The organism is Pandoraea pulmonicola (assembly GCF_000815105.2).
Taxonomy (GTDB): Bacteria; Pseudomonadota; Gammaproteobacteria; order Burkholderiales; family Burkholderiaceae; genus Pandoraea; species Pandoraea pulmonicola.
Genome location: NZ_CP010310.2, coordinates 4,682,599 through 4,696,743, shown reverse-complemented (window position 1 = coordinate 4,696,743; position 14,145 = coordinate 4,682,599). Strand labels below are relative to the sequence as shown.

Annotated in this window: 15 protein-coding genes; 8 read left to right on the top strand and 7 right to left on the bottom strand. The window is 64.3% G+C overall.

The window, feature by feature from the left end; all coding sequences use genetic code 11:
* Positions 1-60 precede the first annotated feature (60 nt).
* Entirely contained in the window at positions 61-489 is a 429-nt protein-coding gene (locus RO07_RS20030; protein ID WP_039405172.1) for a hypothetical protein, read from the bottom strand.
* A gap of 200 nt (positions 490-689) precedes the next feature.
* Here RO07_RS20030 and RO07_RS20025 point away from each other — a divergent pair, with 200 nt between their 5' ends.
* Positions 690-1,058 (top strand): VOC family protein, encoded by a 369-nt coding sequence (locus RO07_RS20025; protein WP_039405169.1) that lies wholly within the window; start codon positions 690-692, stop codon positions 1,056-1,058.
* Between the two features lie 80 nt (positions 1,059-1,138).
* Here the strand turns inward: RO07_RS20025 and RO07_RS20020 are convergent, their stop codons facing one another.
* On the bottom strand, positions 1,139-2,062 hold the full coding sequence (locus RO07_RS20020; protein WP_039405166.1) for a LysR family transcriptional regulator: 924 nt from the start codon (positions 2,060-2,062) through the stop codon (positions 1,139-1,141).
* A gap of 107 nt (positions 2,063-2,169) precedes the next feature.
* Between RO07_RS20020 and RO07_RS20015 the strand changes: the two genes are divergently transcribed.
* A complete protein-coding gene (locus RO07_RS20015) occupies positions 2,170-2,913 on the top strand; it encodes an SDR family oxidoreductase (protein WP_039405164.1) in 744 nt (247 codons plus the stop codon).
* 60 nt (positions 2,914-2,973) lie between these two features.
* Here RO07_RS20015 and RO07_RS20010 read toward each other — a convergent pair whose 3' ends face one another.
* Positions 2,974-3,885, bottom strand: coding sequence for a LysR family transcriptional regulator (locus RO07_RS20010; protein WP_039405162.1), 912 nt, complete (start codon positions 3,883-3,885; stop codon positions 2,974-2,976).
* Positions 3,886-4,062: 177 nt separating this feature from the next.
* On the opposite strand from RO07_RS20010, the gene RO07_RS20005 reads away from it, so the two are divergent.
* From RO07_RS20005 to RO07_RS19990, 4 genes are all read left to right on the top strand, one after another.
* Complete coding sequence (locus RO07_RS20005) at positions 4,063-5,094, top strand: 2Fe-2S iron-sulfur cluster-binding protein (protein ID WP_039405159.1); 1,032 nt, start codon at positions 4,063-4,065, stop codon at positions 5,092-5,094.
* 84 nt (positions 5,095-5,178) lie between these two features.
* Entirely contained in the window at positions 5,179-6,468 is a 1,290-nt protein-coding gene (locus RO07_RS20000; RefSeq protein WP_418303727.1) for an aromatic ring-hydroxylating dioxygenase subunit alpha, read from the top strand.
* A gap of 13 nt (positions 6,469-6,481) precedes the next feature.
* Positions 6,482-6,955 carry an aromatic-ring-hydroxylating dioxygenase subunit beta gene (locus RO07_RS19995; protein ID WP_039413004.1) on the top strand — a complete coding sequence of 158 codons (474 nt, stop codon included), beginning with the start codon at positions 6,482-6,484 and terminating at the stop codon, positions 6,953-6,955.
* A gap of 21 nt (positions 6,956-6,976) precedes the next feature.
* Positions 6,977-7,291 carry a non-heme iron oxygenase ferredoxin subunit gene (locus RO07_RS19990; RefSeq protein ID WP_039405156.1) on the top strand — a complete coding sequence of 105 codons (315 nt, stop codon included), beginning with the start codon at positions 6,977-6,979 and terminating at the stop codon, positions 7,289-7,291.
* A 581-nt stretch (positions 7,292-7,872) separates the two neighbouring features.
* On the opposite strand, the gene RO07_RS19985 is transcribed toward RO07_RS19990, so the two are convergent.
* Positions 7,873-8,079: a cold-shock protein gene (locus RO07_RS19985; RefSeq protein WP_039405152.1), complete on the bottom strand. Its 207-nt coding sequence runs from the start codon at positions 8,077-8,079 to the stop codon at positions 7,873-7,875.
* A gap of 441 nt (positions 8,080-8,520) precedes the next feature.
* Here RO07_RS19985 and clpS point away from each other — a divergent pair, with 441 nt between their 5' ends.
* Together clpS and clpA are read left to right on the top strand one after the other, a co-directional pair.
* The gene (gene clpS / locus RO07_RS19980; protein WP_010807118.1) at positions 8,521-8,835 is read left to right on the top strand and encodes an ATP-dependent Clp protease adapter ClpS; all 315 of its coding nucleotides are present in this window, start codon (positions 8,521-8,523) and stop codon (positions 8,833-8,835) included.
* Positions 8,832-11,129 carry an ATP-dependent Clp protease ATP-binding subunit ClpA gene (clpA, locus tag RO07_RS19975; protein ID WP_039405150.1) on the top strand — a complete coding sequence of 766 codons (2,298 nt, stop codon included), beginning with the start codon at positions 8,832-8,834 and terminating at the stop codon, positions 11,127-11,129. Before clpS ends, clpA begins: the two co-directional genes overlap by 4 nt.
* 116 nt (positions 11,130-11,245) lie before the next feature.
* Here clpA and dut read toward each other — a convergent pair whose 3' ends face one another.
* The 3 genes from dut to RO07_RS19960 all read right to left on the bottom strand — a co-directional run bounded on the left by dut (position 11,246) and on the right by RO07_RS19960 (position 14,049).
* Entirely contained in the window at positions 11,246-11,692 is a 447-nt protein-coding gene (gene dut / locus RO07_RS19970; RefSeq protein ID WP_039405148.1) for a dUTP diphosphatase, read from the bottom strand.
* A 31-nt stretch (positions 11,693-11,723) separates the two neighbouring features.
* Positions 11,724-12,755 carry an LLM class flavin-dependent oxidoreductase gene (locus RO07_RS19965; RefSeq protein ID WP_039405146.1) on the bottom strand — a complete coding sequence of 344 codons (1,032 nt, stop codon included), beginning with the start codon at positions 12,753-12,755 and terminating at the stop codon, positions 11,724-11,726.
* 73 nt (positions 12,756-12,828) lie between these two features.
* Positions 12,829-14,049, bottom strand: a complete 1,221-nt coding sequence (locus RO07_RS19960; protein ID WP_072637224.1) for an MFS transporter — start codon at positions 14,047-14,049, stop codon at positions 12,829-12,831.
* Between the last annotated feature and the right edge of the window lie 96 nt (positions 14,050-14,145).

Sequence of the window (14,145 nt, the reverse complement as noted above, 5' to 3'; positions counted from 1 at the left end):
CGGCCACCGATGGTGCCGTAAATCCGAAAAGTCCCGAAGAGGATCTCGAGAGGTCAGGCGCTAGTGCACGATGACGGTCGTGGTGACGCGATGGTCGCCGCTGCTGGGAACGCGGCTGGTGAGTTCGCGCGGAAAGCCGACCGTCCAGACGACGACCTCGGTGCCCGCCACTTGGCCGGCCTGATACCAGACGATCATGCCGGGAAAACGCATCGTCTCGCAGCGTTGGCCGTCCGGCACCGTGTAGTCGATCCATTCGGCCATCACTTCGCCGAGCGTGGGCTTCGAATCGAGTTCGAAGGTCGGCTGACCGAGCGAGCGGCACAATACGCTGTAGTTCGACTGCACCCAGATCGCGACCTTCTGGCCGACCGCCACGTCGACTTCGAGGTGCGGCGGTGGATAGGCGGATTGGGCCTGCGCCGCGCATGCGCTCAGCATGCACGCGACGAAGGCCATCGCGCGCAATATCGTTCGCGTGGCGTCCATGTCGGATCTCCCACCCCCTGCGGCCGACGCTCCGGTGTTCTCCCGCCCATGCCACATATGCCACATATGCCACACATGCGACGCGTCGGCCCGACGCTTTCATTACAGTGCACGGCGGCCCCCATGGCAAGGTGCGATCGCGCCGGGGACCATGCTACGCTCGACGGTTCAATCCGGTTGTTCACTCACGGAGGACGAGGATGAAGGTCAATCGCATCGTTGCCAATCTTGCAGCGCCGTCGCCGCAAGCGTTGCAGGCGGCACAGCGCTTCTACGGCGAATTGCTGGGGCTGGATCTGCTGATGGATCACGGCTGGATCGCGACTTACGGCAATGCATCGAAGATGACGGTGCAGATGAGTGTGGCAACGCAAGGCGGCAACGACACCGCCGTGCCGGATCTGTCGATCGAAGTCGACGACATCGACGGTCCCGACGGTGCGCTCACGCGGATGCGGAACGCCGGCATCGCCATCGAATACGGCCCTGCCGACGAGCCGTGGGGCGTGCGGCGCTTCTATGTGCGCGACCCGCTCGGCCGGCTGATCAACATCCTCTCGCATCGATAGGCGACGCTGGCGTTGCGCCGACTCCGCATGCGCCGTCGACCGTCGGCGATCTCCAGCACGTCAACTCGCATCGACGCGCATCAACGTCCATCGAAGCATGCCGCGAGGCGTTGTTCCTCGAACGCCTGCGCGACATGATCCACGAACACCCGCGTGCGCAGCGGCAACTGCTTCTTGTTCGAGTAGTAGATGAAAACGCCGCCGTACTCCTCGTACCATCCCGGCAGCAGACGTTGAATGCGGCCATCGGCCAGCAGGGGTGCCGCGTGCGGCATCGGCAGCAGCGCCACGCCGTAGCCGAGCGCAACGGCATGGGCCATCGCTTCCGGATCGTCGAAGATCATGCGGGTGCGGGCCTCGACGTTCACTCGTTCCCCGATGGCGTTGCGCAGCTCCCAGGCGCGTAGCCGTCCGCTCGTGCCCGAACGACGGATCACGGCGTCTAACGATGCGAGTGCCGACGGATGCGCGGGGAGCGCGCGTCCGGCCATGTACGCCGGCGACGCGCAGATCACGGCATAGGTCGGCGCCAGGCGGCGCGCGATCACGCCCGGTGTCAGTTCGATGCCACCGCCGATGGCGGCGTCGAAACCTTCTGCCACGACATCCACGCTGCGGTTGTCGAAGCGCCAGTCGGGGACGATATCCGGATAGCGCGCCAGAAATTCCCCCAGCAGCGGCACCAGATACTGCCGGCCGAAGGAATGGGCAACGCTCACCTTGAGCACGCCCGACGGTGCACTCTCGCGCTCGGCTGCCCGCGAGAAGGCGTCGGCGAGCGCGGCGAACGGTCCGTCGACGTCGAGCAGGAAGCGCTCGCCCCCGGTGGTCAGCGTGAGACTGCGCGTACTGCGGTGGAACAGCCGCAGGCCGAGCCGGGCTTCCAGGCGCGCCACGTTCTTGCTCACTGCCGCAGGCGTCATCCCGAGCCGGCGCGCCGCCGCGGAGAAGCTTCCGGCCTGCGCGCTCAGCACGAACGATTCGATCAGATGCAAGGCGTCCATCGCTTGTCTATTCCATGAAGTTGAAACTGATGTTCATCATTATGGGCTAGTTGTGAGGTAATCCGCCAACGATACTGGCGTCACTTTCAACCGAAAAGGAGTCAAACATGGCAACGAATTTCCAGGGCAAGGTGGCTTTCGTGACGGGCGGTTCGCGCGGCATCGGCGCGGCCATCGTTCAGCGTTTCGCCGATGAGGGCGCTGCCGTCGCCTTCACCTACAAGGGCTCGAAGGCCACCGCCGAGGCGTTGGCCGCCCGTATCCAGGCATCGGGCGGCCGGGCCCTCGCGCTGCAGGCCGACGCCGCGGATGCGGCCGCTCTGACGCGCGCGATCAACGACGCCGCGCAGCAGCTCGGACGCATCGACATCCTCGTCAACAACGCCGGGGTGTTCTCGATAGCGCCGGTGGCCGATCTCGCGCTCGAAGAATTCGACCGGATGCTCGACGTGAACGTGCGCTCCGTGTTCGTCGCATCGAAGGCGGCGCTCGCGCACATGGGCGACGGTGGCCGCATCATCAACATCGGTTCGTGCAATGCGGATCGGATGGCCTTCGTGGGCGGCGCCACGTACTCGATGAGCAAGGCGGCGCTGGTCGGCCTGGTCAAGGGGATGGCGCGCGATCTGGGGCCGCGGGGCATCACCGTCAACAACGTGCAACCGGGGCCGACCAACACCGACATGAACCCGGCGGCAGGCGAGTTCGCTGGCGGCATGCACGACCTCATGGCGCTCAAGCGCCACGCCAGGCCGGAGGAAATCGCCGCAATGGTGGCCTACGTCGCCAGCGACGAAGCCGGCTTCGTGACCGGCGCGAGCCTGACGATCGACGGCGGCTACAGCGCCTGACCCGCAGCCTGATGCGGCGTGGCGCGCCATGGTCGTCGCGACCGTGAGCGGCCCGCGGCGTCACTCAGAGAACAGGTCGAAGAGCAGCGTGCGCATCCACTGACTCGCGGGCTCGCGGTGGTAGCGCGCATGCCAGAAGAGGTTGATCTGCACGTCGGGCAGGTCGAGCGGATGGTCGACGTAACGCAGCCCGAAATGCCGCGCGCTGCGTTGCGCGAACTTCTCCGTCACGGTCGCGATCAGGTCGGTGGCGTGAAGAATGTCGGCGAGCGCCACGAAGTGGGGCACGCGCAGCCGGATATTGCGCTGCACGTGCGCGCGGGCCATCAGTTCGTCGACCTGCCCGTGTCCGGTGCCCGCCGCGACCACCATCACCTGCTCGGCGCGCTCGAAGTCCTCGCGGGTCATGCGGTTGCGGCCTTTCCTGTCGAGCGGATGCCCCGGCCGGAACATGCACACATAGCGCTGGCGGAACAGCCGTCGCTGAAAGAACTCGGCCGTGAGGTCCGGCAAGTGCCCCACGGCGAGGTCCACCTGACCCGCCGCCATCTCCTCCTGCAAATTGACCGCCGTGTTGCGCACGGTGCTGACCGTGATGCCCGGCGCCCGCTCGCCCAGCGCATGCATGAGCTTCGGAAGAAAGTGCACCTCACCGATGTCCGTCATGGCGATCCGGAACGCGCGCTGGCTCGTGGCCGGATCGAAGGCGAGCTGACGGTTGAAGACGCCATGCAGGGCGTCGAGCGCGGCGGCCACCGGTTCTGCCAGCTCGATCGCCATCGGCGTGGGCAGCATGCCCCGCGAAGTCCGGATGAACAACTCGTCGTTGAAGAGTTTTCGCAAGCGGGCGAGCGAATTGCTCACGGCCGGCTGCGTGACGCCGAGCGCGTCCGCCACGCGTGAGACGCGTCGCGCGTTGTACAGATGCTGGAAAACCACCAGCAGGTTCAGGTCGACGGAATGCAGGTCCATGGAACTTGCCCCCCGAGGGGCTTTCGCCGTCAGTGTAGTGAAATCACTGAAATTTATGGGGAATATAAACGAGATTCTATTGGTTTATATAACGTGTTGCGCGATGCTTGCTGCAAACGGCGTCAGAACGCCAACGGCGGCGCCCAGCGGGTGTCGCGAGAACGGAGACGAATCCCCATGCAAGTTCACGTGCAACCGCTCGGCGAGCGGTTCGAGGTCGCGGCCGGCGACAATCTGCTCAAAGCGCTGACCGACCGGCAGATCCCCATCTCCCACAGTTGCCTTTCCGGACGCTGCGGCACGTGCCGCTGTCGCGTGGTGTCGGGAGATGTTCGGCAGGTCGAGGGCGCCGAATACCGTCATCACGATGCCGACGCGCAAGCCGCGCGCGGCGAGCGCCATGTCCTCGCCTGTCAAGCCACCGTGCAGGGCGACTGCGAAATCGAGCTGCCGGAGCTCGACGAGATCGTGGTGCACCCGGCGAAGATCCTGAAGGCGACGGTTCTTGCCATCGAGCCGCTCACGCACGACATCAAGCGCCTGGTGCTCAAGCCGGCGAAGGCCTTGAGTTTTTCGCCCGGTCAATACGCCACGCTGCAGTTCACGCCCGATCACATCCGCCCGTATTCGATGGCCGGTCTTGCCGGTGACGACACGCTGGAATTCCACATCCGTCGCGTGCCGGGCGGCGCCGTTACCGGGTACGTCGACGAACAACTCAAGGTGGGCGACGCCGTGCGCGTGTCGGGGCCGCTCGGCACGTCGTATCTGCGAACGCGTCATGACGGTCCGATGCTCTGTGTCGCCGGCGGCACGGGCCTCGCGCCGGTGCTCTCGATCGTGCGCGGCGCGCTGGCGCGGGGCATGACCAATCCCATCGAAATTTACGTCGGCGCCCGCTCGCCGGCGGATGTCTATGGACGCGACTGGCTGCATGCGCTCGCATCGCGCCACGAGGGCATTCGCCTGCACGTCGTGACGACGACGGGCGCACCGGACGGACCGGAGGCATACGGCCACGGTCAGCGCATCGGTCACGTCACCGATGCGCTCGCCGCGGACTTCGCCGTCGCCGACGCGCTCGCTGGCTGGCGCGCGTACCTGTGCGGTGCACCGCCGATGGTCGAAGCGGCCACGCGGCTGTTGCGCGAGCGTGGGGTCGATCCGTCGCACATCCACGCGGACGCGTTCTACGCCAAGGCTGCATGACGCGGACGATGCGGACGACGCGATGCGTGCGCGGCACCGGGGCTCGCTTCCCCCGAGCGTTTCGTGTATTTCCCTCAGGAGACAATCGTGAGTACAACACCGCAGACCGGGCCTGATCCGGCGCAAAGCGAAGGCCGGACGGCCTCGACGATCTGGCCGTCGGACGGCTCGAGCCGCATTCCGTTTCGCGTCTATACCGACGAGCAGCTGTACCGCCGCGAGCTGGAACAGTGCTTCTACCGCAACCATTGGAACTACGTGGGGCTGGAAGCCGAAGTGCCGAATCCCGGCGACTTCAAGCGCACGGTGATCGGCGAACGCTCGGTGATCGTCACGCGCGATGCGAACGGCGGGATCAACGTGGTCGAGAACGTCTGCGCACATCGCGGCATGAAGTTCTGTCGCGAAAAGCGGGGCAATCGCACCGACTTCCATTGCCCGTACCACCAGTGGAACTACGACCTGAAGGGCAACCTGCAGGGCGTGCCGTTCCGGCGCGGCGTCAAGCAGGACGGCAAGGTCAATGGCGGCATGCCCAAGGATTTCCGCCCGGAGGATCACGGTCTCACGAAACTGAAAGTGGCCACGCGCGGCGGTGTGATCTTCGCGTCGTTCGATCACGACGTGGAGTCGCTCGAGGCCTTCCTTGGGCCGGAGATCTGCGGCTACTTCGATCGGTTGTTCAACGGTCGCAAGCTCAAGCTGCTCGGCTACAACAAGCAGCGCATCCCGGGTAACTGGAAGCTGATGCAAGAGAATATCAAGGACCCGTATCACCCGGGCCTGCTGCACACGTGGTTCGTCACTTTCGGGCTCTGGCGTGCGGACAACAAGTCGCGCCTGGTGATGGACGCGCATGGGCGTCACGCCGCGATGATCTCCACGCGCGGGCAGGGCGGTGGCGGTGAAGTGACGTCGGGCGTGTCAAGCTTCAAGGAATCGATGTCGCTCAACGACACGCGTTTTCTCGACATCGTGCAGGAAGACTGGTGGCAAGGGCCGACGGCCGTGCTCATGACGCTCTTCCCGAGCGTGATTCTCCAGCAGCAGGTCAACTCGGTGTCCACGCGCCACATTCAGCCGCGCGGGCACGATTCGTTCGACTTCGTCTGGACACACTTCGGCTTCGAGGACGACACCGAGGAGATGACCCAGCGCCGGCTGCGCCAGGCCAACCTGTTCGGCCCGGCGGGATTCGTTTCCGCCGACGACGGCGAGGCGATCGAGTGCTCGCAGGAGGGATTCGAGCAGAAGCCGTGGCATCGCGTGATCGCCGAATTGGGCGGCACCGGCGTGGAGAACACGGATCACATGGTGACGGAGACCCTGATTCGCGGCATGTACGCCTACTGGCGCCGCGTCATGGATGTTTGAGGAGGTGGACGCGATGGTCGATTTTGCAACGTTTCAGGCCGTGGTCGAACTCAATGCCGCCTATGCGGCGGCCCTCGACGCACAACAGTGGGACGCCTGGCCCGAATTCTTTCTGGACGACTGCATCTACCGGATTCAGCCACGCGAGAACCACGAGATGGGGCTGCCGCTCGCGACGCTGTCGTTCGAGAGCAAGGGCATGCTGCGCGATCGCATCTACGGGATTCGGGACACGCTGTTCCACGACCCGTACTACCAGCGTCACGTGATCGGGCTGCCCGCCGTCCGGCAGATCGATGTCGACACGCTGCATGTGGAAGCGAACTACGCGGTATTTCGCACGAAGCCGGATCAGCTCACCGACATCCTGTCGGTAGGGCGCTATCTGGACACCGTCAAACGCACCGGCGACGGCTGGAAATTCGCCTCCCGCCTGTGCATCTTCGACAGCGAGATGATCCCCAACTCGCTGATCTACCCGATCTGACCGATCCGACAAGAGGACACCATGAGCGGCAACTGGATTGAGGCGGCGTCGCGCGACGCCATTCCCGAGGACGATGTGATCGGCGTGATCGTCGGCGGACGGGATATCGCGCTGTATGGCGTGCAAGGCGAGGTTTTCGCGACCGACAACGTCTGCACACACGGCAACGCCCGGCTATGCGACGGATTTCTCGACGGCCACGAGATCGAGTGCCCACTGCATCAGGGCAGGTTTGACGTGCGAACCGGCGAGGCGATGTGTGCTCCGCTGACCGACGCGGTACGCACGTATCCGATCCGCATCGAGGCCGGCAAGGTGTACGTCGACCTGGGCTGATATCGGTGCTGCCGTGGTGGTGCACGTCGCCACCCCACAATTAGGAAAATGCATCCAAACGGGCCGCCGACTGGGCGGTCCGTCGCGTTTGAGCGACACGAGAGAGGGCGCGGCACGCCGTCGAGACGGCATGCTTTGTGCAGTGAACCATTTGCTTCATCCGTTGTTCGTCTGAACCAGGTGATGCTTTGCGGGGCGCTCGTCGCCGGACCTCCGGGCTGCCGGAATCGTTAAAAAGTCTTTCCGTTTCGGACGCTTAACGAGTGGCTGTTTTTTGTGTCGACCGGCCGGCCTGCTGCGTAGGAATACTTAGTCAATTCAGGTAATTGCGTAATTGATTTCCGCAACACGCGATTGACAGGCGTTATTTTAATAACGAGGTGAATTGTTGCGTTGAATCGAATTCCATAAGGGATTAAACGCAGTTAAATACCGAAAACTTTCAGGGGCGGAGCGGAAAATTGCGCTGCCTTTGCATTCAAAAGCGGATACTAAAATGCGTCGACGGGGGAAACTATTGTTGCGATGCAATAAAAAACCCGGCCGAAGCCGGGTCTCCAATGCGTCAGAAGCGCGCTTCGTCAGGTCGGCGACTGAATGTTCGACGCCTGCTTGCCCTTCGGGCCCTGGACGACGTCGAACGTCACCTTCTGACCTTCCTTCAGGGTCTTGAAGCCGTTCATCTGGATCGCCGAGAAGTGAGCGAACAGATCTTCGCCACCCTCATCCGGCGTGATGAAACCAAAACCCTTGGCATCGTTAAACCATTTGACCGTACCGGTTGCCATACAAACTTCCCCTAAACAATTACCACTACTACATATTACCGCAACAACGAGCACATCTGAAAAACCCGCCGACTGGCGGCGGCTTCTTAGGCTCACCCAGGCATCTTTTCTTTTAAAACGCTTATTGAGGAAAAGCGCCACGATGATTGTTTTCGCTAACTGCCAATAGTGTCAAGCCCTTTTTGAACGATAGAAGTAGCGTTCGATCAGGTATTACCCTTATATCTCGGAAGGCATAAGGCGTGCCGCGACACACCCTTGAAATTTGGGTTAAGCTGACTCATATGGGTGTGGCACCCCGGTGGTCGGGGCGCTAGCGCCATGCTGGCAATGTCCTGCGGAGATCGACGAGTGTTGGCTTGACCGGTGGACAACCGGCCGGCAGGCGGCAATGGAACGCCGATTGCTTCCTGCACCCGGGGAGTTGTTTAGAATCCACGTATGGCAACCTTACCGACAACGCATGACGACACCGTACAGGAGCGGCAGGAGCAGCAGCTCAAGCCGCCATCGATGTACAAGGTGGTACTGTTGAACGACGATTTCACCCCGATGGAGTTCGTGGTGATGGTCATTCAGGAATATTTCAATAAGGATCGGGAGTCTGCCACGCAGATCATGCTCAAGGTCCATCGAGAGGGCAGGGGAGTTTGTGGGGTCTTTACGCGCGACGTCGCGGCGACCAAAGTTGAGCAAGTTGTTAGCCATGCAAGGCAGTCCGGGCACCCGCTGCAGTGCGTGATGGAGGAAGCATGATTGCCCAGGAATTGGAAGTCAGCCTGCATATGGCGTTTATGGAAGCGCGCCAGGCCCGACATGAATTCATCACGGTCGAGCACCTGTTGCTCGCTCTTTTGGATAACCCCACTGCCGCCGAAGTGCTGCGCGCCTGCGCGGCCAATCTCGACGATTTGCGCCAGAACCTGCGCAACTTCATCGCGGACAATACGCCGACCGTGCCGGGCAGCGACGAGGTCGACACCCAGCCCACGCTTGGCTTCCAGCGTGTGATCCAGCGCGCCATCATGCACGTGCAGTCCACTTCCAACGGCAAGAAGGAAGTGACCGGCGCCAACGTCCTCGTCGCCATCTTCGGCGAGAAGGACTCGCATGCCGTGTACTACCTGCAACAGCAGGGCGTAACCCGCCTGGACGTCGTCAATTTCATCTCCCACGGCATCACCAAGACCGGTGCGTCCGGCGAGTCTGCCAAGGCCGGCGAAGGCGGTGCCGAAGGGGAAGAGGGCGCCAATACCAAGGAAAGCCCGCTCGCCCAGTACACCCAGAACCTCAACCAGATGGCGCGCGACGGCAAGATCGATCCGCTCATCGGGCGCGAGGCGGAAGTCGAGCGCGTGGTGCAGGTGCTGTGCCGCCGCCGCAAGAACAACCCGCTGCTCGTCGGCGAAGCCGGCGTGGGCAAGACGGCCATCGCCGAGGGGCTCGCCTGGCGCGTGACGCGCGGCGAAGTGCCGGAGATTCTGCAGGACGCCACCGTCTACTCGCTGGACATGGGAGCGCTGCTGGCCGGCACCAAGTACCGCGGCGACTTCGAGCAACGCCTCAAGGCCGTGCTCAAGGAACTCAAGGAGCGCAACAACGCGATCCTGTTCATCGACGAAATCCACACGCTGATCGGGGCGGGCGCCGCATCGGGCGGCACGCTCGACGCCTCGAACCTGCTCAAGCCGGCGTTGTCCTCGGGCCAGCTCAAGTGCATCGGCGCGACGACCTTCACCGAATATCGCGGCATCTTCGAAAAGGACGCGGCCCTGTCGCGGCGTTTCCAGAAGATCGACGTGAACGAGCCGAGCGTCGAACAGACGGTGCAGATCCTGCGCGGCCTCAAGTCGCGTTTCGAAGAGCATCACGGCGTGAAGTACTCGTCGAGCGCGCTCTCGGCCGCCGCCGAGCTCTCCGCCAAGTTCATCACCGATCGTCATCTGCCTGACAAGGCCATCGACGTGATCGACGAAGCGGGCGCGGCGCAGCGGATTTTGCCGAAGTCGAAGCAGAAGAAGACCATCGGCAAGGGCGAGATCGAGGACATCGTCTCGAAGATCGCGCGCATTCCCGCGCAGAGCGTGTCGGCGGACGATCGCGGCAAGCTCCAGACGCTCGATCGCGACCTCAAGAGCGTGGTGTTCGGGCAAGACCCGGCCATCGACGCGCTGGCCGCCGCGATCAAGATGTCGCGCGCCGGGCTGGGCAAGACCGACAAGCCGATCGGTGCATTCCTGTTCTCCGGGCCGACCGGTGTCGGCAAGACCGAGGTCGCCAAGCAACTCGCGTTCACGCTGGGCATCGAACTGATCCGCTTCGACATGTCGGAATACATGGAGCGCCACGCGGTCAGCCGCCTGATCGGCGCGCCGCCGGGATACGTCGGTTTCGACCAGGGCGGCCTGCTCACCGAAGCCATCACGAAGAAGCCGCACTGCGTGCTGCTGCTCGACGAAATCGAGAAGGCGCACCCGGACATCTTCAACGTGCTGCTGCAGGTGATGGACCATGGCACGCTCACGGACAACAACGGTCGCAAGGCCGACTTCCGCAACGTCATCATCATCATGACGACGAACGCGGGCGCCGAGACGATCAATCGTGCGAGCATCGGCTTCACGAACGAGCGTCAGGCCGGCGACGAAATGGCCGACATCAAGCGCATGTTCACGCCGGAGTTCCGCAACCGTCTGGACTCGATCATCAGCTTCAAGCCGCTCGACGAGCAGATCATCCTGCGCGTGGTCGACAAGTTCCTCATCCAGCTCGAAGATCAGCTCCACGAGAAGAAGGTCGAGGTCGTCTTCAGCGACAAGCTGCGCGCCTTCCTGGCGAAGAAGGGTTTCGATCCGCTCATGGGTGCGCGCCCGATGCAGCGTCTGATCCAGGATACGATTCGTCGTGCACTGGCCGACGAGCTGCTGTTCGGCCGCCTGACCAGCGGCGGGCGTGTCACGGTCGACCTGGACGAGCACGATCAGGTTCGGCTCTCCTTCCCGGAGGACGGCAACACTCGTGCAGAGCCGGAGGCCGCCGAGGTCGAGTGATCGACCGAGTCTGGCCGAAATGAAAAGCGCCGCTTCATGCGGCGCTTTTCATTGGGGCGTTCGCGACGGTGAGTCTTTGCCGCTGGCCTTGGCGGGCCCGTCGCACGGACCTGGCGTCAGTGCTTGCCGGTGCTGCCGAAGCCGCCCGCACCCCGATCGCTCTCGGGGAATTCGTCGACGATGTTGAACTCGGCCTGCACGACCGGCACGATCACGAGTTGCGCGAGGCGCTCGAACGGGTTGAGCACGAACGGCTCGTTGCCGCGGTTCCACGTCGAGACCATCAGCTGGCCCTGGTAATCCGAGTCGATCAGACCGACCAGGTTGCCGAGCACGATGCCGTGCTTGTGGCCGAGCCCGGAGCGCGGCAGGATCAGTGCGGCGTAGCCCGGATCGGACAGGTGAATGGCGAGCCCGGTCGGCACGAGCACGGTCTGGCCCGGTTCGATGGTGAGCGCGGCGTCGAGGCAGGCGCGCAGATCCAGTCCGGCACTGCCCGGCGTGGCGTAGGCGGGCAACTGCGAGCGCAGGCGCTCGTCGAGAATCTTGACGTCGAGTTTCATGGCGTTGGCTTGGGACGGTTCAATCAAAAGGTCAGTCGGTAGTGCGCAGCGAAAACGCCTGCGCGAGCAATTCATGCGAACGCAGGCGCGCCCGGTAGCTGCCCGCCACCGTCAGCACGACGATCTCGTCCGCGTCGAACTCTGCCTGCAATTCCACCACGCGTTCGGTGACGCGCTCCGGGGTGCCGATGATACTACGGGCTTTCTCGCGGGCAATGACGGCGCGTTCGCGATCGCCATACCGCGGCTTGGCCTGCGCCCCCTGTTCGAGGCTCGGGATCGGCTCGTTCATGCCGTACGCCATCTGCACGCGGCGCAGGTCGACGCTTGCCTCCAGCGCTTCGGCTTCGGCGTCGGTGTCGGCGCAGATGACGAATAGCGCGACCGCGCAATACGGCTTGGCGAGTTGGCCCGGCACGAAGCGCTCGCGATAGGCTTGCGCCACGTGCTGACCATCGTAGGCGTTGATGAAGTGGGCGAAGCAGTAGCGCAGGCCGAGTTGTGCGGCGAGCAGTCCGCCGAATTCGCTTGAGCCGAGCACCCACAGCTCGGGACGCGTATCGACCGCCGGTTGCAGCAGCACGCCGCGATACGGGTGGTCGTCGGCCAGCGTGCCGCCGAAGAGTCCGGCCAGTTCGGCAACCTGTTGCGGAAATTGCTCGCCCGCGTCGTACGGGCCTTTGGCGACGGCGCGCGCGGTGCGCATGTCGCCGCCGGGTGCACGGCCAACGCCCAGGTCGATCCGGTTGGGGAACAGCGCTTCGAGCATCAGGAACTGTTCGGCCACCTTGAACGGGCTGTAGTACGGCAGCATGACGCCACCGGATCCGACGCGCAGCCGTTTCGTCACGCCCGCCAGGCGCGCGATCATGACCTCGGGCGCCGGGTTGGCCACGCCGCGCAGGCCGTGGTGCTCGGCGCACCAGTAGCGCGTGTAGCCGAGATCGTCGGCCGCTTGAGCGAGCTCGACGGTCGCGGCGATGGCGTCCGCCACGCTGTGGCCGTGAATCATCGGCGTCTGGTCGAGAATCGAGAGCTTGATGGGGGCGGGGGTGTGAGCCATGAGTTCGATGCTCCGGATGGCCGGCGTTCACATGCCGGCGCAGGTCACGTCAATTCGCGTCAATTGGCGTCGGTCAATGGCCGCTGCCGGCGGACGAATCTGCCGGTGCGGTGTGGGGGCCTGCGTGCGGCAGGCGCGCAATCATGAGGATCGCCACGATGCCGCCGAGCGCGCCGCACAGGAAGATCGAGGCGTAACCGAAATAGTTGGCGACGAGTCCGGCCATGGGCCCGATCAGACCCAGCGCCAGGTCGAAGAAGGCGGAGTAGGCGGCCAGCGCCGCACCGCGATTCTGCGGCGGCACCGAGCGCAGCGCCTCCACGCCGAGCGCCGGGAATACCAGCGAGAAGCCCACGCCGGTCAGCCCCGCGCCGGCGAGCGCCATATGCGGGTTGACGGCGCCCCACAGCAGGAACTGGCCGATGGCGCTGAACACGAGCGAGAACATGGCGACGCGACGTCCGCCGAAGCGGTCCACCGCATGCGCCAGCAGGACGCGCATGCCGATGAAGCAGGCGCTGTAGAGCGTGAGTGCATACGCGGCGCCTGACCAGCCGTGGCTCGCGTAGTAGAGCGTGATGAAGGCCGCGATGACGGCGTAGCCGATACTGCCGAGCGTCATGGCGAGCCCCGGGCGCCACACGAGACCGACCACCCGGAAGAACGGCAGACGGTTGCCGCCGACGGGGGCGGCAGGCGGCAGCCGAAGCGCGATGGCGAATGCGATGGCCGGTAGCGCAATGTTGACGAGCGACACCACAGTGAAGCCCGCCGATTGCAGCAGGTACGCCCCGAACGGCGCGCCGGTGGCCAGTGCGGTGTACATCGACACGCCTTGCCACGAAATGGCCTTGCTCGCGTGGGCGGCGCCCAACAGCCCGATGCCCCACGACATCCCGCCGGTGAGGATGAGACTCTCCCCGAAGCCGAGCACCACGCGCCCGGCGATAAGCACGCCCAACGCGAGCGCCGGGTTCGGCGCCACCGACGCCACGAGATACAGCACGCCTGCCGCGGCACAGCCGCACAGGCCGGTGAGTACGGCGCGGCGCGGGCCGCGCGTATCGACGGTGCGCCCGGCGTAGGAGCGCAGCAACAGCGTGACGACCGACTGGATACCGATGGTCACGCCGACCACGAACGAGCCGTAGCCGAGCGTTTCGTGGACATAGACCGGCAGCACGGGCAGTGGCATGCCGATCGTCATGAAGCCGAAGAACATGATCGCGGCGAGCATGCTCAGTGTCCCGTAGACACTGACGGCGGGCCGCGCTGGCGAGGAGGGTTGTGTCATCTTGTGATGGTTGTCGTGTGCGATGGCCCGAAGACCGAAGAACGGGCGGATGCTGCGGGGCAGCGGAATCGAAGTCCCGGGGCCTGCCGATTCCGC

Bases quoted from the DNA above. Each gene is read 5' to 3' on its own strand.
- RO07_RS20030 (WP_039405172.1), bottom strand. From the start codon at position 489: ATGGACGCCACGCGAACGATATTGCGCGCGATGGCCTTCGTCGCGTGC.
- RO07_RS20025 (WP_039405169.1), top strand. From the start codon at position 690: ATGAAGGTCAATCGCATCGTTGCCAATCTTGCAGCGCCGTCGCCGCAA.
- RO07_RS20020 (WP_039405166.1), bottom strand. From the start codon at position 2,062: ATGGACGCCTTGCATCTGATCGAATCGTTCGTGCTGAGCGCGCAGGCC.
- RO07_RS20015 (WP_039405164.1), top strand. From the start codon at position 2,170: ATGGCAACGAATTTCCAGGGCAAGGTGGCTTTCGTGACGGGCGGTTCG.
- RO07_RS20010 (WP_039405162.1), bottom strand. From the start codon at position 3,885: ATGGACCTGCATTCCGTCGACCTGAACCTGCTGGTGGTTTTCCAGCAT.
- RO07_RS20005 (WP_039405159.1), top strand. From the start codon at position 4,063: ATGCAAGTTCACGTGCAACCGCTCGGCGAGCGGTTCGAGGTCGCGGCC.
- RO07_RS19995 (WP_039413004.1), top strand. From the start codon at position 6,482: ATGGTCGATTTTGCAACGTTTCAGGCCGTGGTCGAACTCAATGCCGCC.
- RO07_RS19990 (WP_039405156.1), top strand. From the start codon at position 6,977: ATGAGCGGCAACTGGATTGAGGCGGCGTCGCGCGACGCCATTCCCGAG.
- RO07_RS19985 (WP_039405152.1), bottom strand. From the start codon at position 8,079: ATGGCAACCGGTACGGTCAAATGGTTTAACGATGCCAAGGGTTTTGGT.
- clpS (WP_010807118.1), top strand. From the start codon at position 8,521: ATGGCAACCTTACCGACAACGCATGACGACACCGTACAGGAGCGGCAG.
- clpA (WP_039405150.1), top strand. From the start codon at position 8,832: ATGATTGCCCAGGAATTGGAAGTCAGCCTGCATATGGCGTTTATGGAA.
- dut (WP_039405148.1), bottom strand. From the start codon at position 11,692: ATGAAACTCGACGTCAAGATTCTCGACGAGCGCCTGCGCTCGCAGTTG.
- RO07_RS19965 (WP_039405146.1), bottom strand. From the start codon at position 12,755: ATGGCTCACACCCCCGCCCCCATCAAGCTCTCGATTCTCGACCAGACG.
- RO07_RS19960 (WP_072637224.1), bottom strand. From the start codon at position 14,049: ATGACACAACCCTCCTCGCCAGCGCGGCCCGCCGTCAGTGTCTACGGG.